This is a genomic window from Streptomyces phyllanthi (genome assembly GCF_009377205.1).
GTDB lineage: Bacteria > Actinomycetota > Actinomycetes > Streptomycetales > Streptomycetaceae > Streptomyces > Streptomyces phyllanthi.
On the sequence record NZ_VJZE01000105.1, the window covers coordinates 1 to 24,196 of the forward strand.

The window sequence follows — 24,196 nt, forward strand, 5'->3', positions numbered from 1 at the left end:
TCCACACCCGGTCCGCCAGATACCACGCCGCCGTCTCCAGCGCCCCCCGCTCCACCCACCGGTACAGCTCCTCCAACTGCTCCGCGGGCTCCCCCCAGTCACCCGCCGGAAACGGCCGCCCGGTCAGCTCGGGCCCGACCGCCCACGGCCCCGCGCCCTCGCTCCATCCGTCGCTCGGCCTGTCGCTCCGCCTGTCGTCCCGCCTGTCGTCCGGCCCCTCCTGGGACGCTCCCTCGGGCTGCATCTCCGGCTGGCTCACCAGGCACTCCCTACTGCTGCTGACGCGACGAGACCGCATAACACCCGGCCGCCCCCTTCCTAGCGCCCACCGGACGGCGGCGACGGTGCTTTCGCCGTTTTTCCGCCCGGACGAGGGGCTTGATCAGGTATGGGTTTCCGTGTGACATCACTCGAAAGAGTGCTTGGGCGACGGCCACGCAGACCACGTAGGCTCGTTCCAGACGCGGAAACCCGCAAGACCCAGCAAGACAGCCCCACAAGACCCCGCAAGACAGCCGCAAGAACCCGCAAGACAACCTCCGACACAACCCGCGAGAGGGAGCTGATCGTGATCCCCGGTGGTGGCCAGCCCAACATGCAGCAGCTGCTCCAGCAGGCCCAGAAGATGCAGCAGGACCTCGCGAACGCGCAGGAGGAGCTCGCCAGGACCGAGGTGGACGGCCAGGCGGGCGGCGGTCTGGTGAAGGCCACGGTCACCGGCTCCGGCGAGCTGCGCGGCCTGGTCATCGACCCGAAGGCCGTGGACCCGGAGGACACCGAGACCCTCGCCGACCTGGTCGTCGCCGCGGTCCAGGCGGCCAACGAGAACGCGCAAGCGCTCCAGCAGCAGAAGCTGGGCCCCCTCGCCCAGGGCCTGGGCGGCAGCGGCATTCCGGGCCTGCCGTTCTGACGCCTTCCGCCGCCCGGCACCCCCTCCCGGGCCCCGCGGAATCCCGGCCTGCCTTCCTCAGACGGGCGAGGGCCAACTACCGTACGAACTGAAAGACTCCACGAAGGGCAGGCAGTCCGTTGTACGAAGGCGTGGTGCAGGACCTCATCGACGAACTGGGGCGGCTCCCCGGCGTCGGTCCCAAGAGCGCCCAGCGGATCGCCTTCCACATCCTGCAGGCCGAGCCGACGGACGTACGCCGTCTCGCGCAGGCCCTCATGGAGGTCAAGGCCAAGGTCCGCTTCTGTGCGACCTGTGGAAACGTGGCACAGGAAGAGCTGTGCAACATCTGCCGCGACACGCGCCGCGACTCCTCCGTCATCTGTGTGGTGGAGGAGCCGAAGGACGTGGTCGCGATCGAGCGCACCCGCGAGTTCCGCGGCCGCTACCACGTGCTCGGCGGAGCGATCAGTCCCATCGAGGGCGTCGGCCCCGACGACCTGCGGATCAGGGAGCTGCTGGCGCGTCTGGCCGACGGTACGGTCACGGAGCTCATCCTGGCGACAGACCCGAATCTGGAGGGGGAGGCCACCGCCACGTACCTCGCCCGCATGATCAAACCCATGGGCCTCAAGGTCACCCGCCTGGCCAGCGGCCTCCCGGTGGGTGGCGACCTGGAATACGCGGACGAGGTGACTCTCGGCCGCGCCTTCGAGGGGAGACGACTCCTAGATGTCTGACGCCACGCTGCACGCGACGCACCAGGACCCGGACGACTTCGCGGTCCAGGTCGCGGACCAGGTAGAGAGCTTTCTCGTCGCCGTGACGGAGGTGGCGAAGGGCGACGAGCCGGACTCGGCGATCCCCTTCCTCCTCCTGGAGGTCTCCCAGCTGCTCCTGGCCGGCGGCCGGCTCGGCGCGCACGAGGACTTCGTGCCGGAGGAGCGGTACGAGCCCGATCTGGGCCCGGAGCCCGACGTGGACGAACTCCGCGAGAACCTGGCCCGGCTGCTGGACCCGATCGACGTCTACTCCGAGGTCTTCGACCCGTACGAGCCGCGCAAGGCCCCCGTTCCGGCCCGTATCTCCGACGACCTCGCCGGCGTCATCACCGACCTCCGCCACGGCATGGCCCACTACCGCGCGGGCCGTACGACCGAGGCCCTGTGGTGGTGGCAGTTCTCGTACTTCTCCAACTGGGGCTCGACGGCCTCCGCGACCCTGCGCGCCCTCCAGTCCCTGGTCGCCCACGTCCGCCTGAACCAGCCCCTCGCCGAACTGGACGGCCTGGACACCGACCAGGGCGTGGGCGACGACACGCTCGAGTTCGAGGCGGGCGCGGTGATGGCCCAGGAGATCGCCGGTCCGCTGGGCCTGCGGAAGGTCAAGTAGCGTCTGGCGGCTGTCCGGCCTCGGGCCCGGCCCCCTGCTCCGGCTTCATGACCAGTCCCGGAACCTTTGGGAGGGCGGCTCGGACGGCTTCGCGGACCCGGTCGAGGTCCACGTCCAGGCGTTCGAGCCGCTTGACGAGTTCACGGGCGGGCAGGCGGGACGCTTCGGAGGTCTGAAGGAAGTCGCTGAGCGGTGCGTCGAGGTTCAGGGGAAAGCTGGTCGGCAGAGTCGTCGCTCCACGGAACAACGACAGACAGAGTCCTCGATCGGCCTCGTCCAGTTGGTCCAACCGGTCGGTGGAGACCTGGAAACCGTACGCGGACAGCCATTCCGCGACCTTCCGGGGCTCCGTGAACAGAAATGGCGCGATGGTCACCAGATAGTGCAGCGGGACCGGCTTGCCCATTTCGAGCGGTTCGTTGCCATACCGGCTCAGATCGCGGAAGTAGGCGTTGACCCTGAAGTCGCCCTCGGGCATGGGCTGGGCCGGAAGAGACGTGTCCGGCGGCAGCAGACCGTAGGCGCGCAGCCGGGAAGCCACTGCCACCGGTGGCATTCCGGTGTGGAGGGATGCCCGCGCCACGTGAAGGGCGGGTACGGAATCGTCCTCCTTCCACCAAGGGTGTCCTCCGGTGAGGTTGAGGCTGAGAATCACCACGTCCGTGTCGTCCGTCTGCGGGGGCAGCGTGGCAGGGGTCTCGAAGCCCAGCGTCTGGAAGTGCCGGGCCGTCTCCTCCAGGGAGGCGCCCCGGAGGGACGCGCTGTGGACGAGCAGACCTGGCAGGACCTTCCCGCTGTCGCACAGGTATCCCCAGTCGCCGATGTCCAGGCCCCAGTCCGAGCTGTCCTTGAGGACGTCAAGGGGCAGTTGTTCGTGAACGGGGCTGATCTCCACGGCGACATCATGGGCTCGGAACTCTCGCACCACCTCGGCGACCGGTCGGTCCAACTCGGCGGCGATCTGGAGCAGACGGCTGGCCGGGACAGGTTTCGTGAGGTCCATCAGCTGAACGCTGCCGTCAGTGAACAGGCGGACCGTGCTCTCGTCCGGATCATCCGTCATCGCGCTCGCCCCGTGAACGCTGAAGCCGAACGCCGTCAGACACTGGATGGCCTTGCCGATGCCGAGGCCGAGTTCGGAGTACGCCCGGTACAGGTGCTGCGGAAGAACCGGCTCGTCGATGTCGAGCCAGGAGTACTGGCCGTCCAGGTCGCGGCTGAACAGACGGATTGCCGCCTCGTCCATGTCATCCGCGGAGGGGGGCGGTTCCGGGACCCGGAAACCGAATGCCCTCAACCTCAGGGCGGCCTCCTCGACGCTGATGCCGAACTCGAAGTGGGCCTTGAGCAGATGCCCTGGAGGCACTGTCGCGTCGGCGCGAAGAGGACTCCAGGGTAACCCGGCACGGCTGTACAGGTCGGAACTGACGAGCGCGAGATGGATCTCATCGACGACGGGATCTGCGTCGGGCGGCTCCGGAGTCGGCAGGCGCAGTTCGGCCAGACGCGCCACGGCCTTCTCGTACGAGAGCCCGCACACACTGGCGAGGGAGAACGCGTGTCCCGGATCGGCCGTTCTGGCGGCATTGCGCTGGCCAGGCCAGCTGCGGTCGCCCAGACGGAGGCCGCCGAGAGTTCGAGCGAAGTTGTCCGAAGGGAGTGCGGGGAGCACGCTCTCGACCTGGTTCAGTTCCGGAACGGTCTCGGCCAGCGCGGTCAGCATGGCGTTGGGCCGGTGGGCCAGCAGCCGCCAGAGCAGGGTGGGATCGTCCGGGGAGCCGTACGTGCTGATCCACGGCCGCGGCGCGTCGAGATCGTCCCTGCCGAAGATCTCGACGTCGGAAGGGAAGAACCCGGCGACGGCGACCGCCGAGGCAGTGCCGTGCAGCTCCAGCTCGTACCCCGCCGCTCCGGCCGCCTCCGTCACGATGTCGGCGAGCCGGAGGTTGCGGTGGGCGACATCGGTGAGCCACTCATGGGTCAGGAGCGCAGGCTCCGCCGAGAGGAGTGTCGGCAGTGCGTCCCTGACCAACTGCTCCACATTCACGCAGAGGTCGTCGTCCAGGATTTCCGTACGGTCCACGGAGAGCCGCCGGGGCCGGCTCCTGCCGGTGAGGTTCACCACGACTCCGCGCGGTCGGCGCGAGTCGCTCATGGCGCTCAGGACGCCCCGCAGTACCCGGGGCTCGGTGTGGATGCCGTCGACGAGGATGCCTCCGCCGTGTTCGCACCAGACCACCTGGCCGTCCTCCCCGTGCGGGCCGGCGGACCAGGACACGTGGTTGCCGTGGGCCTCGAAGCCGTTGGGCTCCAGGCCCATGGGCTCCCTCGGGCGCATCATCCCCGGATCCCACCTGACCGGCTGACCCTCGTGACTGGCGGTGGTTGCGAATTCGGCGATCCCGAGGAACCTGCGCAGTTCCCTGACGCACGAGGGAGCCTTGTCGCCGTCTCTCAGATACAGCCGTACGGTCGTGCCGATCGTCCCCGCGCGACCCGTCGGCCGTACCCGGAAGTAATGGCCGGGCCCGGTGATGAGGACACTTATCTCGCGCAACCTGCCGTCCACGGGATCCATATGGCAGGTCGTCACCCGCACCTCGTCGGCGAGCATGAAGTAGCTGAGGACTCCGATGCCGAAACGGCTGTTGGGTGACAGGGTGATGCCGCGGTCCTCCCACTCCTGCCGTTCCTCCCGGTAGCGGGGGAGGTCGGTGAAGCGGACTCCGGCCTTGGAGAAGACCTCCGACAGGGTGAGCTCGTCCATGCCGACGCCGTTGTCCCGGCACTCCAGGTAGTGGCGGCGCTCGTCCTTGTCAAACCCCTGGGTGAACTCGATCCGCCCCTTGTAGGAGTCGAAGCCGTCGGCGGCCCGGGACCGTGCTCTTCGGTAGCGACAGGCGTCCAGGGCGTTCTGGTAGAGCTCGCGGATGGCGAGGGAGCGGTCGCGGTAGAGGTTCTCGCCCATGAGGAGTTCCTGGACGCGTTCCTCGTCGAGCCGGAAGCGGATGACCCCGCCGACCGGTACGCGCACGCCCTTCTCGTCGACTTCGCGTATCTCGTCGGCCCAGGTGTACAGCGGCAGCCGAGCGAACTCGGGCGCGCCCGTGCGCCGTACGACCCGCAGCAGCGACTCGAACCGCTGGGTGTGCTCGGTGAGGGCGGCCACCACGGCGGGGTGGCGGCAGTCGGCCTTGAGCCCGATGCCGTCCCCGTCCCCCCGGGGAGGCCAGGAAGCCTTCTCGATCGTGGTCACGAGCGTGCCCGGATTCAGTGCCTCCGGGATTCCGACGTGGCGGACGATCACCGAGGAGAGGCCCGTGACCTCGATCGCCATCGCGTGGGCGAGCGAGAAGAGCGGGCCGACCAGCCGTTCGCGTACGTCCTGGAAGTCGCGCCCGTGGAAGTCGAGTTGGAAGCGGTCCTTGCCCAGGTGCTCGAAGAGCTCTGAGGGGCCGGCGTACGCGCAGTGCAGGAGACGGGACAAGAGGTCCGGTTCGAGGAGCACGGTGAGGTCGTCGAGGCTGGAGGCGTGGGTATCCACGGCCGACAGGAGGTCCGGGAGCCGCCCCGGCTGCCGTCCCGCCCACTGGTGGAACAGCCACCATCCGATCTCCGGCCGCCCGTCCCGGCGGTCCAACAGAACGCCCGCCTCCGCCAGAGCGCCCAACTCCGCCCGCCGGACGAGCCGTTCGTGCCCGCCCAGTAGTACCTCGTACATCCGCCGGTCCTCGTCCGGTGCGGTCCACTGCCCGAGGTCCACAGGGTCGACATGGGACAGCTCGGCCGCCGTACGCGCTCGGTGCACCTGGTGCAGGAAGGGGAGCAGCGCGATCAGCGCGGCCTCGGCGGGAGAGAGGAAGCCCGGCTTGCCGCGCCAGAGCAGATGGATGAGCTGATTCGTCCGGCGGGAGATCCGCCGTGCCAGGTGCTCGTCGCGCCAGGGGTCGCCGTCGAATGTGCCGCGTACCTCGTCGTACAACTCCGCGAGCCGCTGGGCGAGTTCCTGCGCCTGCTCCTTGAGCGCTCCAGCCGGTTCCGCTTCCGCGCCACCGGGTTCCAGCAGATACCAGGCCGCGCACTCCGCCACGTCCTTGCGCCAGTTCGCCCGGCGGCCCGGTGTACGCGCGGGACTCGCGGAAGGGGCAGTGGGGCCGGTGCCACACGGGGTTCTCCCGCGCCTGGCCCGGGCGCGCTTCGCCATCCCGCGCCACTGCTGGGCCGTGACCTGCGGAACCGGGCCCCGCTGCCTTGTCCTCGCGAGGTGGTGGACCGCTGCCAGGAAGAGCTCCAGTTGCTCGTCGGTGCGGGGAACTGTCCGCAGCGCCACCCAGTCTGCGACGGTGCTGTCGGCCGGGGGCTGATGGCCTGCCGGCAGTTCCTTGCCCATCTCCACCCGCACGGTGGCGGCTTTGGGCCATCCGGCCAGTTCCAGCAGCCTGTCCAGCACCTTCTCGTAGTCCAGCGGTTCCGCCATGGCTCCCCGTACCTCGTACCTCGTACCTCGTGCCCGTGAACGCGTGCGCCGTGCCGCCCCATGCCACGAGTCGGCCGACTCGGCCGACTCGGAATCTCCCACGTTACTGCTCTGACCTGCGCGGTAACCACGGCTCGCACAGATTTACCGATCCGGCGAACGACTCCTCTTCGGCACCGTCGACCTCGTCATCGTCCGCGTTGTCCACGTCGTCCACGACATGTGCGTCGTTCGACGTTCCCTGAGGAGCAGTCATGGATCCCGTTCTCGTCGCTGCCGTGTGCAGCGTCATCGTCCTGCTGATCGTCGCCGTGGCAGCTGTCCTGGTCGTCCGGTCCGCCCTCGACGGAACCGAGTCGAAGGACCGGGCCCGGATTCTGACCGCCGTCGCCGAGGTGGTCAGGGCGGTACGGGGAAAGCGGTGAGCAGCGTGAAGTCAGTCACACAGAGCTGCGCGTGAAGCTACGCTCGGTAGCGAGTCGGAGAGGTGCACAGGGGAGTGCGCCGGTCGGAGGTGGTGACCGTGTCGGATGCGCCCAGCAACAACCAGCCGCCCGTGGCCTGGCGTTACAGCGGCGACCAGATGAAACGCTGGCGCACGAGGGCGGACGTCAGCCGCGAGAAGCTCGCCTCCGCCGCCAACTACTCCCCGGACACCATCGCGTCCTGGAGCGCGGTGTACGGAGGCCGACGTCGCGCGTGCTCGACGTGGCGGACGAACTGTGCGGCGCGGAGGGGATGTTGAGTGCCGCCAAGGAGTTCCTGAACCGGGAGCGGTTTCCGGCGCGGGCGCAGGACTTCATGGAGCGTGAGAGGGAGGCGACCAGTATCTGGTGGTACGAAGTCGCGCTCGTGCCGGGGCTGTTGCAGACGAAGGGGTACGCGCGCGCCCTCATCGACAGCCGTATCCCGCCGCTGGACGAGGAGACGGTGGGCGAGCGCGTTGCCGCCCGTATGGAGCGGCAGGCCATCCTCACCGAGCGGAAACCGCCGGTGGGCCTGAGCTTCGTCGTCTACGAGGCCGTGCTGCGCGCCCCGCAGGTGGACACCGAACAACTGCGCCGCCTGCTGGAGGTGGCGCGCCTGCGGAACGTCGTGTTGCAGGTGCTCCCCTTCGAACGGGCTGTCAGCGACGCACTCCTGGGGCCCATGGTGCTGCTGGAAACGCGTGACCACGAGCGGTTCGCCTTCACCGAGGGGCCGTTCGCCAGCGAGCTTTCGGCTGATCCGGGTGTTGTCAGCCGGATCACCGAGCGGCTTAGCATGATCCGCACACAGGCTCTCGGACCCGACGAGTCGGCCCGTCTCATCGAGCGGATGGTGGACAGTCGTGAGTGACCAGCTGAAGTGGTTCAAGTCCAGTTACAGCGACAACGAGGGCGGCGCCTGCGTCGAGGTCGCGCTGGACTGGTTCAGGTCGAGCTACAGCGACGACGAGGGCGGCAACTGCGTCGAGGTCGCCCTCCCCGCCCCCCGGACCACCGTCCACGTCCGCGACTCCAAGGTCCCCGCGGGCCCCCGGCTCCACCTCACCGCGGCCGCGTGGACGGCCTTCCTCGCCGACGTTTCCGCAGGTCGGCCCGGAGCTTGAGCCCCGGGCCCCGAGTCTCGGGCTTCGAGCTCCTCCCCATGGTTTTTCTGGTTCTGGGTGGTTGAAAAACCAACCCAACCAACCAAGTCCGTACGTGAGTTGAGGCGGCGTACCTCGAAAGGGTGACGTTGCGTGATCGGCTTGCGTCGGAACGTAAAGCCGCTCCAGGTTCGCGGCGAACGAGCAAAAGATCGGCCCCGGTCGGTGCTACCAACACCGGCTCCGGGGCCTGGACCTACGGATCGAAGAGGACTCGATCGTGGCTTACGCCCAGCCTAGCCCTGCCCTGCCATCACGAGCCGACTGAGGGCGGGCGTCTGACAGCGGAACTCGGCGCGGACCTCGCCGAGCGGCTGCGCGCGTATGCGGGGGCCGCTCGCCGATCGGTCGACGCTGTGGTGGCGAACGCGGTGGAGGAGTACCTCGGCACCCATCCGAACCGTGAGCAGGTGCGCGCCGCCGGACTCGCGGCCATGTACGAGTACGAGGCCGAGTACGGGCCCTTCACGGAGGAGGAGCCGGCCGCAGCCGATGCACGGACCGACTGGCCCTTCGGCCCCGGAGACGGCGACCAAGGCGGCCCTCCTGCCGGGGGTCCGCCGGACGGGAGGGACGTGTGAGCGTGCAGGACGCGCCGGTCAGGGCACCATGGTGTCGAGGAGGCGACGCCATGACCCCCAGGACCGAGGACCGGCCACAGATGTCCGTCGAGGAGTTCGAGGAACTGGAGCGCCATGCCCCGGAGACGGTGCGGCTGGAGTTCATCAACGGAAGGGTCCAGGTCAAGCCCGTGACCGACGGCAACCACGATCAGATCATCGCCTGGTTGCAGAGGCTGTGCATGCAGCATCGTCCTGAGCTCTGGCTCTACGGGGATCGTGGCATGAAGGTCGAGCGGTATAGCAGGGGGCGGGCACGCCCGGACGGGGTCCTCGCGCCGTTCGGATTCCTTGAGGGGCACGGGGACTGGTCGGAGGCACAGGACGTGCTCATGGCTGTCGAGGTCACGTCGCACGACTCCGACACACACCAGCGTGACCGGGTTGAGAAGCCCGACGGCTACGCGGCCGCCGGCATTCCCGTTTACCTGCTCATCGACCGTGACGACTGCTCGGTCGTGGTCTTCAACCAGCCGGAGGACGGCCGCTACCGGCACGAGGAGAAACTCCCCTTCGGCGCGACCGTCAAGCTCCCGGATCCCGTGAACATCTCCGTGGACACCGAGCCCCTCAGGAAACTGGCGGACTGAGACGCCCGACTTCGTCGGGTCCCGAGCCTGGGTGTAGCCCGCTGCACCCAGGTGTCGCTTGGGGCGGGGGTCCCGCTCCTCAAGGGCTGTGGCGCGGCGGAGCAGGCCCGCTGAGGCGGCCGGTGGGGCACCTGGAACGTGAACGGGCCCTCACCGTACGTGAGTTGGGCCTGCCCTGGCTTCCCCTTGTACGTCCGTTGCACGGGCCCTAACCGGCGTGAGGCGAGTCTGGAGTCACTCCCACCGCAGAGAACGCGGACGGGGAGACACCCACCTCATCCGCACTGGAGACAGCGATGACTCGCAAGACCCGCATACGCGCCGCCCTCGTCACCGCCGCCGCCGTCGTCACCGCAGCCACGGTGACCGCCGGAATCAGTGTGGCCACCCCGGACCAGAAGCACGCACCGGCCAAGCCGGGCAAGAAGCAGATCACGGCCCTGTTCGACAACTGGAACGCGGCCCTGCAGATCGGTGACCCGGAGAAGGTTGCCGACCTGTACGCCAAGGACGCGATCCTGCTGCCCACCGTCTCCAACAACGTCCGCACCGACCGCGCCGAGATCGTCGACTACTTCGAGCACTTCCTCGAGAACAAGCCGGTCGGCAAGAAGATCGAGACCCACGTCAACGTCCTCGACAACAACTCCGCCCTCGACGCGGGCGTGTACGAGTTCACGCTGACCGACCCGAAGACCGGTCAGAAGCGCGTGGTCGAGGCCCGCTACACGTACGAGTACGAGAAGCGGAACGGGAAGTGGCTGATCGTCAACCACCACTCCTCGGTGATGCCCGAGGGCTGACCGCCGGTCGCGTACAGCGGCAGTCACCCCGCCAGGCCCGGGGGCTGAGCGCGGGCGCTATCCCCCCGCCGTCGCCTCAGCCCCCGCCCCTCGGGGCCGCCCGCAGGGTGAGCGTCACACACAGACCGCCCCTGGGCGCGTCGCCCAGGGCGACGGTCCCGCCGTCGTCGGACATCAGCTGCTTGACGACGGCGAGGCCGAGTCCGGAGCCGGAGCGGCCGGTGAGGCCCTGGCCGCGCCAGAAGCGGTCGAAGGCGCGGGACTTCTCGGCCTCCGACATACCGGGGCCCTCGTCGAGCACGGACAGCACCACCTCGTCGCCCCGGGGCTCCACCCGAACCGTGATCGTCGCGCCGTCCGGTGAGACCTCCAGGGCGTTCGACAGCACGTTGTCCAGGACCTGGTCCAGATGACCGGGGCTGGCCATCACAAGCAGCCGGCCGTCGGCACTCCCCCTGAGCGTGATGGTGACTCCGCGCTCGTCGGCGGCCGGCCTCCACACCGCGAGCCGCTCCTCGATCACGTCCCGGAGCGGAAGCGGCTCCGCGGCCGTGACCTTCGCCTCCGCACGCGCCATCACCAGCAGGTCGTTGACGAGGCGGCTCATCCGGACGACCTCGGCCGTCGCCTGCTCGACGTCCTCCTTGACGAAGTCGTCGTCCACTCCGTCCGCGATGTTGTCCAGGGACAGTCGCAACGCCGTGAGAGGAGTACGGAGCTGATGGGACGCGTCCGCCACGAAGATCCGCTGCGAGGCGATCAGCGTGTCCAGGCGCTCTCCGGCCTGGTTGAGCGTACGGGCGAGTGTCTGAGTCTCCTGGGGGCCCGTCACGGGGGAACGGGCCGTCAGGTCACCGTCGCTGAGCTTGCTCGCCATGTCGTTGAGCTGCCGCAGCGGGGCGGTCAGGCGGCGGGCCGCCACGGCGCCGATCAGGGCGGCCACGGCCAGCACGAGCACCGCGAGGATCGCCCGGAAGCCCCAGATCGTCCACAGCCGCATGGTCATCTCGTTGGTCGGATACACGATCCGTACGGCCCCGACGACCGGCCCCTCGTCGCCGGCCCCCTCTGTCGTCTGCTGGTGAGCGGGAACGGTGACCACCAGCTTGGGTCCCCATATGAAGGGGGAGCCCCAGTCGGTCGTGGGTTCGCCCTTCTCCTCGGCCTTGGTCAGGGCGGTGTCCTGGTCCGGTGCCGACAGGTTCGGCGTACAGGCCTCGATGGGGGTCACCTCGACCGTACCGTCCTCGAACGCCTTGGCCATCGCCCGCAGCGCCTTGCACGCGTCGGGCGTCCCGGCGCCCAGGAGCCGCGCCATGGTGGTGGCCTCGCGGTTGACGGCGCTGCCGGTGTCGCCCCGGAGCTGGTCGGTGAGGGTGAACGCCACCGGGACGGTGAACAGGGCGATCGCGACCGCGACGAGCAGGACGTAACTGCGGATGAGCTGACGGATCATGACGCGCTGCCGTCACCCTGCCGGGACGCCTTGCCGTCTCCTTGCCGGGACGCCTTGACGTCTCCCTGCCCGGATGCCTTGTCGTCTCCTTGCCCGGACGCCTTGCCTTCCTCCGGCCCGGGGGCGCCGGCCCCGGTGTCCTCGTTCACGACGAGCCGGAAGCCGACCCCCCGGACCGCCTCGATCGTGATCGCGCCCGCCAGCTTCCGCCGCAGCGCCGCCACATGGACGTCGAGCGTCTTCGTCGGCCCGAACCAGTTGGCGTCCCAGACGGCCTCCATGATCTGCTCGCGCGACATCAGCGCGCCCGGCTCCTCGGTGAGGAAGGCGAGCAGGTCGTACTCCTTGGGCGCGAGGGAGACCTCCTCGCCGTCCAGGTGGACGCGCGCGGCCTTGCGGTCGACGGTCAGGCGCGGCCCGTAGCGGTCGGGGCCGGGCGCGGACGCGGAGGCCTCGGGGACGCGCGGCTGCATACGGCGCATGACCGCCCGTATCCGCGCGATGACCTCGCGGACCCCGAACGGCTTGGACACGTAGTCGTCGGCGCCGAGCTCCAGACCGACCACCCGGTCCGTCTCGTCGCTGCGGGCGCTGATCACGATGATCGGTACGTCCCCGCGGTCGCGGAGCGCCTTGCAGACGTCCAGGCCGTCGGTGTCGGGCAGACCGAGATCGAGGAGTACGACGTCGTACGGGCTCTCGTCGGCCAGCGCCGCCGCGCCCGTGGTGACCCACTCCACCTCGAAGCCGTATCTCAGCAGGCCGCGCCGGAGCGACTCGGCGACCGGCTCGTCGTCTTCCACCAGAAGTACGCGCACGGAGCGAACCTTAGTGCTTGAAAGTTGAGGCTCCGCGGGCACGGCCTTACTGAACGATAGCGGGTGTGACTCGGGGCACTTTTCCGAGTGGTGCTCCCCTTGGTGGGCAGGTAACGGTCCGGAGCGGCCGGGACCCGCCGAGGGAAAACCCGGCGGGCTCCGGGCGGAAATCCGGAGAAATCCGGGGTGGTCACAGCGTGAGCGGGACATCTCACCATGCGGCACCCCAGAGGCGGATTCCGGCCGCTCGATAGACTGAGCCGACCGCAGTACGTGGGTATGTGCGGATAGAGACGGACTGAGCGAGGAGCGCACGTGGGCCTTGTCGTGCAGAAGTACGGAGGCTCCTCCGTAGCCGATGCCGAGGGCATCAAGCGCGTCGCCAAGCGGATCGTGGAAGCGAAGAAGAACGGCCACCAGGTGGTCGTGGTCGTTTCCGCGATGGGCGACACGACGGACGAGCTGATCGATCTCGCCGAGCAGGTATCACCGATGCCGACCGGCCGTGAGTTCGACATGCTGCTGACCGCCGGAGAGCGGATCTCCATGGCGCTGCTGGCCATGGCGATCAAAAACCTGGGCCACGAGGCCCAGTCCTTCACCGGCAGCCAGGCAGGCGTCATCACCGACTCGGTCCACAACAAAGCCCGGATCATCGACGTCACGCCGGGCCGGATCCGGACGGCGCTGGACCAGGGCAACATCGCGATCGTCGCAGGGTTCCAGGGCGTCAGCGCGGACAGCAAGGACATCACGACCCTCGGCCGCGGCGGCTCCGACACGACCGCCGTCGCGCTGGCCGCGGCCCTCGACGCCGAGGTCTGCGAGATCTACACGGACGTCGACGGTGTCTTCACCGCCGACCCGCGGGTCGTGAAGAAGGCCCGGAAGATCGACTGGATCTCCTTCGAGGACATGCTGGAGCTGGCGGCGTCCGGCTCCAAGGTGCTGCTCCACCGCTGTGTGGAGTACGCCCGCCGCTACAACATCCCGATCCACGTCCGCTCGTCCTTCAGCGGACTGCAGGGCACGTGGGTCAGCAGTGAGCCGATTCAGCAAGGGGACCAGAAGGTGGAGCAGGCCATCATCTCCGGTGTCGCGCACGACACCTCCGAGGCCAAGGTCACGGTCGTCGGTGTGCCGGACAAGCCGGGCGAGGCCGCCGCGATCTTCCGCGCCATCGCCGACGCGGAGCTCAACCTCGACATGGTCGTGCAGAACGTGTCGGCCACGTCGACGGGCCTCACCGACATCTCCTTCACGCTGCCGAAGACCGACGGCCACAAGGCGATCGAGGCCCTGGAGAAGGCGAAGACCGCGATCGGCTTCGACTCGCTGCGTTACGACGACCAGATCGGCAAGATCTCCCTCGTCGGCGCCGGCATGAAGACCAACCCGGGCGTCACGGCGTCCTTCTTCGAGGCGCTGTCCGACGCCGGGGTCAACATCGAGCTGATCTCGACCTCGGAGATCCGTATCTCCGTGGTCACCCGTGCCGACGACGTCCCCGAGGCCGTCCGCGCCGTCCACACGGCCTTCGGGCTCGACTCCGACAGCGCCGAGGCGGTCGTCTACGGAGGCACCGGCCGCTGATGGCCGTGGATGCCGGGCGAACCGGCAGGCCGACGCTGGCGGTCGTGGGAGCGACCGGGGCCGTCGGCTCGGTCATGCTCCAGATCCTCTCGCAGCACGCGGACATCTGGGGCGAGATCCGTCTGATCGCCTCGTCGCGCTCGGTCGGCCGCAAGCTGGCCGTGCGCGGCGAGGAGGTCGAGGTCGTGGCCCTGTCGGAGGAGGCCCTCGACGGAGTCGACGTCGCCATGTTCGACGTACCCGACGAGGTCGCCGAGCGGTGGGCGCCGGTCGCCGCCGCCAAGGGTGCGGTGGTCGTGGACAACTCGGGCGCGTTCCGGATGGATCCCGAGGTGCCGCTGGTGGTGCCGGAGGTCAATCCGCACGCCGCGCGGCGCCGCCCGCGCGGCATCATCGCCAACCCGAACTGCACGACCCTGTCGATGATCGTGGCGCTGGGCGCGCTGCACGCCGAGTTCGGGCTGCGCGAGCTCGTCGTCTCCTCGTACCAGGCGGTGAGCGGTGCGGGGCGCGCGGGCGTCGAGACCCTGCGGCGGCAGCTCTCGCTCGTCGCCGGTACGGAGTTGGGGACGCACCCGGGTGACGTACGGCGGGCCGTGGGCGACGACACGGGCCCGTTCCCGGAGCCGGTCGCTCTGAACGTCGTCCCCTGGGCCGGTTCGCTCCGCGAGGACGGATGGTCCTCGGAGGAGATGAAGGTACGGGACGAGTCGCGCAAGATCCTCGGGCTGCCCGCGCTGCCGGTCGCGGTGACGTGCGTCCGTGTGCCCGTGGTCACGACGCACTCCCTCACCGTGCACGCACGGTTCGAGAGCGAGGTCACGGTCGACAAGGCGCGCGAGATCCTCGCCACGGCGCCGGGTGTGGTGCTCTTCGACGACCCGGCCGCGGGGGAGTTCCCCACGCCGGCCGACGCGGTGGGCACGGATCCGACGTGGGTGGGGCGTGTGCGTCGGGCACTGGACGACCCGACGGCACTGGAACTGTTCGTCTGCGGCGACAACCTCCGTAAGGGCTCGGCCTTGAACACGGCCCAGATCGCGGAACTGGTGGCAGCGGAGCTCATGGGGCGCGGCGGGGTGTGAGAGGGCACGCGTTCCGCGGATCCCCGAGGGTGTTCACGGGCACGTCGCGACTTGGGGCGCCTGACCGTAGCGGGTGGGCCGGGGGCACGCCGGGGCTCCCCGCCCTTGGTCCGGTGGTTCTGCGGTCCGGTGGTTCTGCGGTTCTGCGGTGCGATGCGGTGCGGGGGACGTGTGTGCCGTGATGGCGGCGCGGTGCGGGTGACGGCGTGCGGTGGTGACGGCGCGTTGTGGTGACGGAGTGTGGTGGTGACGGCGCGTTGTGATGCAGGGCGCGCCCGAGCTCTTCAGGGGCGCGGGGAACTGCGCGACCAGCCGCAACGAACCCGCAGCCGCCCGCCGAACAGCACCCGGCACACGAGGCGAACCACAGCCCGACCAGCGGAGCGCCCTCGTGTAAGTTCTTCGCTTCAGGCAGTCCGCGACCGAAATCCGGCAAGGGCGGAACCGCATCGATGTGCAGGATCTGTGTGGTTTCCGTGGCCCAGGGAGGTGGTCCGGACCACTTGATTCGAAACCCCGAGCATTCGAAGATTTTCCCTCCCTGTTCTCCGCAACCGCGCAGAGGGTCGGGAGCGTCTTTGCGAACGCCCTTCGGGGGGCCGAACGCCAAAGCAAACGGGCATAGGGGAAGAGCTGGTACGCATGTGGGCATGTGGCACGCCGTCCGGTGCACCGTCGGACAGATCGTCGGGCACGTGGGCGGGGGTGCAGGCTGACGTAAAAGTGATGCCTGTCCCGTACAACCCCCGTGGGGGGACGCGTGTCCAACTGGCGTGGCAGAGGTACTCGACTTCACCGCGGTACAGGCGAGGGGCACAGCCCTTCGCCCACCCCGCCGTCCCCGCATGCCCGGTGCGCCCGGCGGCATGCCGGTGATCGCCCCCATGCCCGCAGCGCGGCCCACCCGCATTCCAAGTCAGCGTGACGGCGCCGAGGAGACGACGTCGGCGACAGGCACGACCGTCGACCATCTCACCGAGACCTACCGCGCCCACTACCGGTCGCTGCTCGGTCTCGCGGCGCTCCTCCTCGACGACACCGCGTCCTGCGAGGACGTCGTCCAGGAGGCCTTCATCCGCGTGCACTCGGCGCGCAAGCGCGTGCGCGACCCGGAGAAGACCCTGGCGTACCTGCGTCAGACGGTCGTCAACCTGTCCCGCTCCGCCCTGCGCCGCCGCATCCTCGGACTCAAGCTGCTCTCCAAGCCGATGCCGGACATGGCGAGCGCGGAGGAGGGCGCGTACGACCAGCTGGAGCGCGACTCGCTGATCGCGGCGATGAAGGGGCTCCAGCGGCGGCAGCGCGAGGTCCTGGTCCTGCGCTACTTCGCGGACATGACGGAGGCCCAGGTCGCCGAGACGCTCGGTATCTCGCTGGGCTCGGTCAAGGCGTACGGTTCGCGCGGCATCGCGGCCCTCCGGGTCGCCATGGAGGCTCCGGCATGAGTGGGCACGACGAGCGCGAACAGAGCCAACGGCACGCACAGCACGAGCACGAACAGAACGAGCACGAACAGAACGCATCGCACGCTGGGAACGGAACTGTGAAGCACGGCCCCGAGGAACACGGCCAGGGTCCCGAGGAGCAGGACCCCAAGGGCCAGGATCTCGCGGGCCGGGGGGAGGACGAGGACGGCCTCGCCCCCGGCCGGGCGCGGCTGGAGGCACTCGTCTTCGCGGGCGGCGCATCCGGCCGGGCAGGACCGGGCGGACCGGGCGGATCCGGTGAACCTGACGAGTCCGACGGACCGGGCGGGCTCGGGGCCGACGAGCTGGCGCTGCGCAGGCTGCTGCACGAGGCCGTGGAGGAGCTCGAGCCCCGCGACGGCACGCTGGAGCACCTGCGGCGCGCGGTGCCCGCCCGGCGCGCCCGCAAGCGGCACGCCACCGTGGGCATGGCGGCCGCCGCGTTGTTCGTCTGTACGGCGATCCCGGCCCTCGTACACGTCTCGAACTCGGCCGGTTCCGACGCCGACCCGTCCAACGTGGGTCACACTTCGCAGACGCAGGGCAGTGACGGCCAGGACAAGGGCGCGAGCGCGGGCTCCGGTTCGTCGGGCGATTCCGCCGGTTCGTCCAAGGGCACCGGCAAGGGCGACGGCAAGGGGGACCAGGGCAAGGGTTCGAGCAGCGGTGCCACCGGCCCCGCGGCCACGGCCTCGGCCGAGAACCCCCCGGCCTGTACGGCGGCCCAGCTCGGCGGAGCCACCGCGAGCGCGGGCTCACCCGACGCAGCCGGCGCGGTGTACGGCACCTTCCGGGTGGCCAACATCTCCGGCACCAGCTGTACGGTCACCGGCGCGGGTGGTGTGGGCGCGGCCGCGCAGGGCGCGGCGGACCCGTCCAAGATCAGTACGGCGAGCCATGTGGCGGGCGACAGGGCGGCCGGGCTGCCCGATCCCTCCCTGTCCGCTGCTCAGCTGGTCCTGCAGCCCGGTGCCGCGTACGAGGTGAAGTTCGCCTGGGTGCCGACGGAAACCTGTCCCACCTCCGGGGGCACGGGCGGCGGCGGCACCGATCCGTCCCCCACCCCGACACCCACCGACAACACCGGCGAGAACGCCGGCACCACCACCGAGGGCAACGGAGTGTCGCCCCAACTGGTCACCGAGGACGGCGTCGCCGACGGCAGCGTCGTGGTCTCCCACACACCACAGGTCGGCGCACCCTCGGCAGCGACCACGGTGCCCAACGCGTGCGCGGGAACGGTCTACTACACGGGGTTGCTGGCAGGCGCCTGAGCGGGGGAGCCCGCCGCGAGCGGGCCGGGGCCCGGCCGCCCAGGGGGAGGCGGCTTCCCGGGCAGCCGCCTAGGGGGAGGCGGCCTCCCGGGCACGTTCGCCGTCCCGCGACGGCCCGTCCTCCCGCGACGGCCCGTCCTCCCGCGTCGGCTCCTCCTCGGTGACCAGCCCCAGCTCCGCGTCGCGCGCGAACTCGACCTCGCGGCGCAGCAGGCGGAACCACATGAAGACCACGAAGCCGGCGAAGACGAACCACTCGCCGGTGTACCCGAGGTTCTGGAACGCCTTCAGGTCCAGGCCCGTGTTCACGGGCGCGGTCGCGGGGACCGCCTTCATACCGGAGTCGCCCTTGTCGAGGGTGATCCACGCGTCGTACAGGTCGTCCGGCACGAGGTTCACCAGTGAGGCCGCGCTGATCGCCGCCGTCTGGCCCTCGGGCAGCCCGCCGGCCGCGCTCACCCCGTTCGACCCGGGAGTCTCGGACGCCTGCAGCGCGCCGGTGACCGTCACCTCGCCCTCGGGCGCGGCGGGTGCCTTGGCCGGGTCCGCGTCACCGGGCAGCCAGCCCCGTACGACGGGCAGCGACTTGCCGTCGCCGGTGCGCAGCAGCGTCAGCACGTAGTACCCGCGCCGGTCGTCCAGCTTCCGGTCCGGCACCAGCAGTTGCCTGCCGTACCGGCCCGTCGCGGTGGCCCGCTCGCCGGAGGTCTCCTGGTCCACGGGCAGCAGCTCGTCCAGCGGCCGGGCCGCCGAGCGCTTCGCGGACTCGGCCTGCTCGCCCGCCGACCGGTGGCTCTCCACGCGCTCCTCGAACCGCCCCAGCTGCCATGACCCCATGAACACGCAGAACGGGATGGCCAGCAGCACGAAGACGTTGATCCCCCACCATCGGGGCGTCAGCAGGAACCGGTACACGCCCTCAACGGTACGGTGCCGCCACGCGCTCCCGGGGCGCGGGGTCGGCCTCCCGGGGCCCTTGTGCCGACCGGTCGGGCGGTGCTCAGTACCGCTCCACCAGGTGCTCGCGGCCCGCCGGCGGCTCGTACGGCTCGGGCCAGAAGTCGGTGACGGTGGCTATACGGCCGTATCCGTCACCCGTGAAGAAGGTGACGGCGTCCATCTCCCGCGGACCCACCGTCACACGCGTCCACGTGACGACGTGGTCCGGTTCGGCGACGACGCGCTCGGTCCGCACATGCCAGTCGCCCGGGTACTCGCGGTTGAACCGCACGTATCTCTCCAGCCCGCTGATCCGCTCGCGCGTCTGCGGCAGCGTGTACACCACGTCCTCGGCCAGCGTGCCCGCGAACGCGGTCCAGTCACGGGCCTCGGCCGCTGCCCAGAAACGCTCGACGGCCGCGCGTAAATCGGTCGTGGGCACACCGGTCGTCCGTGAGGTCATGTCGGAGGTCATGTCGCGAGTGTGCACCCGCCCGCTGACAATCGCCCCTGGCCTGCGGGGAAGAAAAGTTTTCCACAGGCTGGGGACCCTCGGCAGCGGAGTGTCGGGCGGTGCGGGCACTATGGGGCCATGACTGAGAGCAACGGATCCACCCCGCAGGAGCAGACCCGGTCGGTGCCCGACTGGGAGAAGCGCTTCCGCGCGCCCAGGGTGTCGCTGCCGGACTGGGCGGAGGACGCGCCCCACCGTTCGCTGTTCGTCTCCAACGCCACGGGGACGTACGAGCTGTACGCGTGGGACCGCGAGACGGGGGAGCAGCGCCAGGTCACGGACCGGGCGAACGGCACGACGGACGGTGTGCTCGCGCCGGACGGCGAGTGGATCTGGTGGTTCGACGACAAGGACGGGGACGAGTTCGGCGTGTGGCGCCGCCAGCCGTTCCACGGCGGACCGGACGAGGAGGCGGCACCGGGCCTCGCGCCGTCGTACCCGGCGGGCATGGCCATCGGACGCGACGGCCGTACGGCGGTGATCGGCCGCTCGACCGACGAGGACGGCTCCACGATCCACCTCTCCCGGGCGGGCACGGATGCTGCCGACGGCTCTGTGGTGATCTACCGGCACCGCGAGTCGGCAGGCGTCGGCGACCTCTCGCACGACGGGTCGCTGATCGCGATCGAGCACACCGAGCACGGCGACGCGATGCACTCGGCGCTGCGCGTGCTCCGGCCCGACGGTACGACGGTCGCGGAGCTCGACGACACCAAGGGCGGCACGGTCGAGCTGGGCCTGGAGGTGCTGGGCTTCGCCCCGGTCGACGGGGACACCCGGCTGCTCGTCGGACACCAGCGGAACGGGCGCTGGGAGCCGTTCGTGTGGGACGTCGCCTCGGGGGAGGAGACCGACCTGGGGCTCGCGGAGAGGCTGACGGGCGACCTGAGCGCCGAGTGGTACCCGGACGGTTCCGCGCTTCTCGTGTCGCACAGCTTCGAGGCCCGCAGCGAGCTGTACCGCTACGACCTGGCCTCCCGTCGGCTGGAGCGGCTGGACACGCCCAAGGGCACGGTGTCGTCGGCGACGGCCCGCCCTGACGGCAGCGTGGAGTACCTGTGGTCGTCGGCCGCCGAGCCGTCGGTGGTGCGCTCGACGACGGGCCGGGTGGTCCTCGACCCGCCGGGCCTGAAGTGCCCGGGTTCGCTGCCGGTTGAGGACGTGTGGGTGGACGGCCCCGGCGGCCGTGTCCACGCGCTCGTGCAGCGGCCGATCGGCGTGAAGGGCCCCTACCCGACGGTCTTCGACATCCACGGCGGCCCGACCTGGCACGACAGCGACGCGTTCGCGGCGGGACCGGCGGCCTGGCTTGACCACGGGTACGCGGTGATCCGGATCAACTACCGCGGCTCGACGGGCTACGGCCGCGCCTGGACGGACGCCCTGAAGCACCGCGTCGGCCTCATCGAGCTGGAGGACATCGCGGCGGTACGGGAATGGGCGGTCACCTCCGGCTTCGCGGACCCCGCCCGACTGGTCCTCACCGGCGGTTCGTGGGGCGGCTACCTCACGCTGCTGGGCCTCGGCACGCAGCCGGACGCGTGGACGCTCGGCATCGCGGCGGTCCCCGTCGCCGACTACGTCACGGCCTACCACGACGAGATGGAGGCCCTGAAGGCCATGGACCGCACGCTCCTGGGCGGCACGCCCGAGGAGGTCCCGGAACGCTTCGAGGCATCGTCACCACTGACGTACGTGGACGAGGTCAAGGCCCCCGTCTACATCTCGGCGGGCGTGAACGACCCCCGCTGTCCCATCCGCCAGATCGACAACTACGTCAAGCGCCTCCAGGCGCGGGGTGCGGTGCACGAGGTGTACCGCTACGACGCGGGCCACGGCTCGCTGGTGGTGGACGAACGGATCAAGCAGGTGAGACTGGAACTGGACTTCGCGAAGCGGCACTTGCCGACCTCCAGTCCGTCCGGCGGGTGAGGACGAGGCCCGTTCAGGCCGACGGCCGGGGGCCTGCCGGCCCAACCGCCGGTTGCAGAGCCGGAGGACGAGCCGCAGGACGAGCCGCAGCCGCGGGTTGAGCCGCCGGGCCGTGAGCGCGGCCCGGATGTTGGTACGCCAGGTTCCAGCGGAGCCCACGCGGAGCCCACGCGGGGTCACCGCGTGGGCTCCGTCAGATCTCCGTTCGGACGTCCGTCGAACTCTCCGTCAGCGCACCGGACTCACGTGTGGGGGCAGGTGGCCCGGTACTGGCTGATGTTCGCGTCCGGCGCGGGAGCCGGGCACAGGAACTGGTCGTAGCGGGTGTCGAGGTCCACGAACCGCTTCAGCCAGGAGATCGCGTACTTGGCGACGACCGGACCCTCGGCCGCGGGCACGAAGTGGTCACCGTTCTTCAGTTCCAGGTAGGCCTTCTCCGGTGCCGTGATGCTGGTGAAGAAGGGGATGGACATCGAGTCGACGGGTGCGACCGCGTCCGACTGACCGCCGATGATCAGCGTGGGGACTTTGTCCGCCTGTGCCCAGGAGCTGTCGACCTCCCACGGTGCCAGCGGTACGGCGGCCTTGAGCGAAGGCCGGTTCGCGGATGCCCACAGGCTGGCCCCACCGCCCATCGAATGGCCCATGACCGCAAGGCGGCCCGGGTCGACCCGGTTCTTCACCGCGCTGCTTGTCGTGAGGTAGTCGAGCGCGGCGAGGAGCTGCTTGGCGCGGTCCTGGGGAAAGTCCTGGCCGTTGAAGGTGTCCAGGGTGAACACCACGAACCCCTGCGAGGCCAGGCGCGGGCCGAGCCACTGGATCACGGCCTGCGGGGACATGAAGCCGGGGATGACGGCGACCGCGCCGAACGTGCCCTCGGCCGTGGACGTCGGGTAGTAGATCGTGCCGTTCTTGAACCCGGTCCCGCTGCCCTGAGGCACGGTCAACTGACTGATGGCGAAGGGCCCGCGCGAGGCCGTCACGCTGGCCTCGGTGGGCGCGGGCCCGCGTTCGTAGGGGCTCTGCTGCGCGTCGACGGCGGCCACGGACGACACGCCGTACCGCTTCTCGTACGACGTGGCCGTGTCCGCCTGGGCCGTGGAGACGCCCAGCAGGGCGGCCAGCGAGATACTCGCGGCCAGCAGTGCCGTCCGCCGCTTCTTCAGCGCTGTTCTCATCACGCTTCGTCCTCTCGTACGGGCGGGGGGATCCCGTGGGGGAGTCCGTTACCGAGAGGAATCGTGAGAGCGGGGCCACGGGTAGCGCTGTACGGGAGAACGGGGAGTTACGCGGGTTACTTGTCGGTTCGCCACAGGGTTCGCACCGATCTGCGCAAGATTGGCTCGTGACGGACAACTGAGCCAACTGTCCTTGTCACCCAGGTGAGTTGACGCGACGCGCGTTACGCGAGGAGCATCCGGGGCAGAGGAGCCCGCCGGAACCCGGAGGGGGAATTCGTGACCGTCACCCACCCACCGTTAGTGCCGCTAGCACCGCTCACCGTCGCAGGACCGCACCTGTCGGCCATGCTCCGTCCGCACCTGGCGGATGCGGTGGAGGAGATCGAACGGCATGTGCGCATGCGGAGCCTCGAAGCCGGACGGCCCCTGGACGGCGAGTACGCCCAGGTCGTCCACGAGGTCATCCGCGAGACCGTCGCCTTCTTCGTGGACTCGCTGGGCCAGGAGGACCCGGACGTCGGCGAACTCGCCGCGCTGTACGCCCGGCTGGGCGCCGAGGCGGCCCGCAGAGGCCGGGGAGTCGACCGCCTCCAGACGGCGCTGCGGCTGAGCAGTCAGGTCGCCTGCCGCCGGTTCATCAAGGACGCGTACCGCTTCGGCTGGCCCAAGGAGACCCTCTCCCACCTCACGGACCACCTCTTCGAGCTGCTGGCCAGAGCAGCCGATGCCGGGGCCCAGGGGTACGCCCGGCAGCAGGGCCATATGGCGAGCGACCGCGAACGCCGTCGCGCCCGGCTGCGCGACCTGCTGGTCCGTGAGCCGGCGTCGGCACCCGAGGCGATCGCGGAGCAGGCCAGATCGGCCGAGTGGAAGCTGCCGGCGACGCTGGCGGTGGTCGCCCTGCGCCCGGGCGGCTCGCCCCTCAAGCCGAACGGGGGGACCGCCCGCAGCAGGATCCTGCCGCCGGACGTGCTGGCCGACTGGGACGCCCCGACGCCGTATCTGATCGTCCCCGACCCCGACTCACCGGGCGGCGACTGGCTGCCGACGCTGCTGCGCCGCCTCGGCCCGGCGGCGATCGGCCCGACGGTGCCACCGGCCCGTACGGCCACGTCCCTGCGCTGGGCCCGGCACACGATCGCCCTCGTCGAGCGCGGCATCCTCGATGCCGACCGCCCGGCCCGCGCCGCCGACCACACGGCCCTGCTGGCGGGGGCGCTGACGGAGGACCTGATCGACACCACGGCGTCGGCGTCACTGGCCCCGCTCCTGGCCCTGCCCGCCCGCCGCCGTACGCCGCTCCTCGTCACCCTGCTGACGTATCTCCAGTGCGGCGACAACGCGGTCCTCACCGGCGACCGCCTGCACATCCACGAACAGACCGTCCGCTACCGCCTCCGCCGTATCACCGAACTCACCGGCCACCCCACCCACGATCCGGCCCACCGTCTGGACCTGATGCTGACGCTGACGTGGCTGATCCACGCGGAGGGGAGGAGCGGGGCGAGGGAGGCACAGGCGAAGCAGGGATGAGGGA

At 70.1% G+C, this 24,196-nt stretch carries 23 protein-coding genes; 16 read left to right on the forward strand and 7 right to left on the reverse strand.

Annotated features, from left to right (window positions below; all coding sequences use genetic code 11):
- Positions 1-259 (reverse strand): SLATT domain-containing protein (locus FNH04_RS17275; RefSeq protein ID WP_322723205.1); only part of this gene is annotated, 259 nt, incomplete at its 3' end.
- 309 nt (positions 260-568) lie between these two features.
- On the opposite strand from FNH04_RS17275, the gene FNH04_RS17280 reads away from it, so the two are divergent.
- The 3 genes from FNH04_RS17280 (at position 569) to FNH04_RS17290 (ending at position 2,281) form a co-directional block, all read left to right on the forward strand.
- On the forward strand, positions 569-910 hold the full coding sequence (locus tag FNH04_RS17280) for a YbaB/EbfC family nucleoid-associated protein (RefSeq protein WP_322723206.1): 342 nt from the start codon (positions 569-571) through the stop codon (positions 908-910).
- Positions 911-1,029: 119 nt separating this feature from the next.
- On the forward strand, positions 1,030-1,629 hold the full coding sequence (gene recR, locus FNH04_RS17285) for a recombination mediator RecR (RefSeq protein ID WP_152785209.1): 600 nt from the start codon (positions 1,030-1,032) through the stop codon (positions 1,627-1,629).
- Positions 1,622-2,281 (forward strand): DUF5063 domain-containing protein, encoded by a 660-nt coding sequence (locus FNH04_RS17290; RefSeq protein WP_152785210.1) that lies wholly within the window; start codon positions 1,622-1,624, stop codon positions 2,279-2,281. Before recR ends, FNH04_RS17290 begins: the two co-directional genes overlap by 8 nt.
- Here FNH04_RS17290 and FNH04_RS17295 read toward each other — a convergent pair.
- Positions 2,274-6,758 (reverse strand): wHTH domain-containing protein, encoded by a 4,485-nt coding sequence (locus FNH04_RS17295; RefSeq protein ID WP_152785211.1) that lies wholly within the window; start codon positions 6,756-6,758, stop codon positions 2,274-2,276. The genes FNH04_RS17290 and FNH04_RS17295 overlap by 8 nt on opposite strands.
- A 254-nt stretch (positions 6,759-7,012) precedes the next feature.
- Here FNH04_RS17295 and FNH04_RS46565 point away from each other — a divergent pair, with 254 nt between their 5' ends.
- The 7 genes from FNH04_RS46565 (at position 7,013) to FNH04_RS17320 (ending at position 10,401) form a co-directional block, all read left to right on the forward strand.
- Positions 7,013-7,183: a hypothetical protein gene (locus tag FNH04_RS46565; RefSeq protein ID WP_194236713.1), complete on the forward strand. Its 171-nt coding sequence runs from the start codon at positions 7,013-7,015 to the stop codon at positions 7,181-7,183.
- A 98-nt stretch (positions 7,184-7,281) separates the two neighbouring features.
- Positions 7,282-7,503, forward strand: a complete 222-nt coding sequence (locus tag FNH04_RS49015) for a helix-turn-helix domain-containing protein (protein ID WP_322723207.1) — start codon at positions 7,282-7,284, stop codon at positions 7,501-7,503.
- Positions 7,458-8,096 (forward strand): DUF5753 domain-containing protein, encoded by a 639-nt coding sequence (locus FNH04_RS17300; RefSeq protein ID WP_322723208.1) that lies wholly within the window; start codon positions 7,458-7,460, stop codon positions 8,094-8,096. Before FNH04_RS49015 ends, FNH04_RS17300 begins: the two co-directional genes overlap by 46 nt.
- Entirely contained in the window at positions 8,089-8,349 is a 261-nt protein-coding gene (locus FNH04_RS17305; RefSeq protein ID WP_322723209.1) for a DUF397 domain-containing protein, read from the forward strand. Before FNH04_RS17300 ends, FNH04_RS17305 begins: the two co-directional genes overlap by 8 nt.
- A 395-nt stretch (positions 8,350-8,744) precedes the next feature.
- Entirely contained in the window at positions 8,745-8,969 is a 225-nt protein-coding gene (locus FNH04_RS17310; RefSeq protein ID WP_152785212.1) for a hypothetical protein, read from the forward strand.
- A 50-nt stretch (positions 8,970-9,019) separates the two neighbouring features.
- Positions 9,020-9,598: a Uma2 family endonuclease gene (locus FNH04_RS17315; protein ID WP_152785213.1), complete on the forward strand. Its 579-nt coding sequence runs from the start codon at positions 9,020-9,022 to the stop codon at positions 9,596-9,598.
- A gap of 296 nt (positions 9,599-9,894) precedes the next feature.
- Entirely contained in the window at positions 9,895-10,401 is a 507-nt protein-coding gene (locus tag FNH04_RS17320; RefSeq protein ID WP_152785214.1) for an SgcJ/EcaC family oxidoreductase, read from the forward strand.
- Between the two features lie 76 nt (positions 10,402-10,477).
- Here FNH04_RS17320 and FNH04_RS17325 read toward each other — a convergent pair whose 3' ends face one another.
- The gene (locus FNH04_RS17325) at positions 10,478-11,857 is read right to left on the reverse strand and encodes a HAMP domain-containing sensor histidine kinase (RefSeq protein WP_152785215.1); all 1,380 of its coding nucleotides are present in this window, start codon (positions 11,855-11,857) and stop codon (positions 10,478-10,480) included.
- Positions 11,854-12,675, reverse strand: a complete 822-nt coding sequence (locus FNH04_RS17330; RefSeq protein ID WP_322723210.1) for a response regulator transcription factor — start codon at positions 12,673-12,675, stop codon at positions 11,854-11,856. Before FNH04_RS17330 ends, FNH04_RS17325 begins: the two co-directional genes overlap by 4 nt.
- Before the next feature lie 315 nt (positions 12,676-12,990).
- On the opposite strand from FNH04_RS17330, the gene FNH04_RS17335 reads away from it, so the two are divergent.
- The 4 genes from FNH04_RS17335 to FNH04_RS17355 all read left to right on the forward strand — a co-directional run bounded on the left by FNH04_RS17335 (position 12,991) and on the right by FNH04_RS17355 (position 18,093).
- Positions 12,991-14,268: an aspartate kinase gene (locus tag FNH04_RS17335; RefSeq protein WP_322723211.1), complete on the forward strand. Its 1,278-nt coding sequence runs from the start codon at positions 12,991-12,993 to the stop codon at positions 14,266-14,268.
- Positions 14,268-15,353, forward strand: coding sequence for an aspartate-semialdehyde dehydrogenase (locus FNH04_RS17340; RefSeq protein WP_152785216.1), 1,086 nt, complete (start codon positions 14,268-14,270; stop codon positions 15,351-15,353). The genes FNH04_RS17335 and FNH04_RS17340 overlap by 1 nt, the downstream gene beginning before the upstream one ends.
- Before the next feature lie 845 nt (positions 15,354-16,198).
- Positions 16,199-16,798 carry a SigE family RNA polymerase sigma factor gene (locus tag FNH04_RS17350; protein ID WP_152785218.1) on the forward strand — a complete coding sequence of 200 codons (600 nt, stop codon included), beginning with the start codon at positions 16,199-16,201 and terminating at the stop codon, positions 16,796-16,798.
- Positions 16,795-18,093: a hypothetical protein gene (locus tag FNH04_RS17355; protein WP_228031449.1), complete on the forward strand. Its 1,299-nt coding sequence runs from the start codon at positions 16,795-16,797 to the stop codon at positions 18,091-18,093. The genes FNH04_RS17350 and FNH04_RS17355 overlap by 4 nt, the downstream gene beginning before the upstream one ends.
- Positions 18,094-18,162: 69 nt before the next feature.
- Here FNH04_RS17355 and FNH04_RS17360 read toward each other — a convergent pair whose 3' ends face one another.
- Together FNH04_RS17360 and FNH04_RS17365 are read right to left on the reverse strand one after the other, a co-directional pair.
- Positions 18,163-19,008 carry an SURF1 family protein gene (locus tag FNH04_RS17360; RefSeq protein ID WP_322723213.1) on the reverse strand — a complete coding sequence of 282 codons (846 nt, stop codon included), beginning with the start codon at positions 19,006-19,008 and terminating at the stop codon, positions 18,163-18,165.
- 85 nt (positions 19,009-19,093) lie between these two features.
- A complete protein-coding gene (locus FNH04_RS17365; RefSeq protein WP_152785227.1) occupies positions 19,094-19,495 on the reverse strand; it encodes a nuclear transport factor 2 family protein in 402 nt (133 codons plus the stop codon).
- A 129-nt stretch (positions 19,496-19,624) separates the two neighbouring features.
- Between FNH04_RS17365 and FNH04_RS17370 the strand changes: the two genes are divergently transcribed.
- Positions 19,625-21,478 carry a S9 family peptidase gene (locus FNH04_RS17370; protein WP_152785219.1) on the forward strand — a complete coding sequence of 618 codons (1,854 nt, stop codon included), beginning with the start codon at positions 19,625-19,627 and terminating at the stop codon, positions 21,476-21,478.
- A gap of 242 nt (positions 21,479-21,720) precedes the next feature.
- Here FNH04_RS17370 and FNH04_RS17375 read toward each other — a convergent pair whose 3' ends face one another.
- A complete protein-coding gene (locus FNH04_RS17375) occupies positions 21,721-22,656 on the reverse strand; it encodes a dienelactone hydrolase family protein (protein WP_152785220.1) in 936 nt (311 codons plus the stop codon).
- 348 nt (positions 22,657-23,004) lie between these two features.
- Between FNH04_RS17375 and FNH04_RS17380 the strand changes: the two genes are divergently transcribed.
- A complete protein-coding gene (locus FNH04_RS17380) occupies positions 23,005-24,192 on the forward strand; it encodes a PucR family transcriptional regulator (protein WP_152785221.1) in 1,188 nt (395 codons plus the stop codon).
- Positions 24,193-24,196 lie beyond the last annotated feature (4 nt).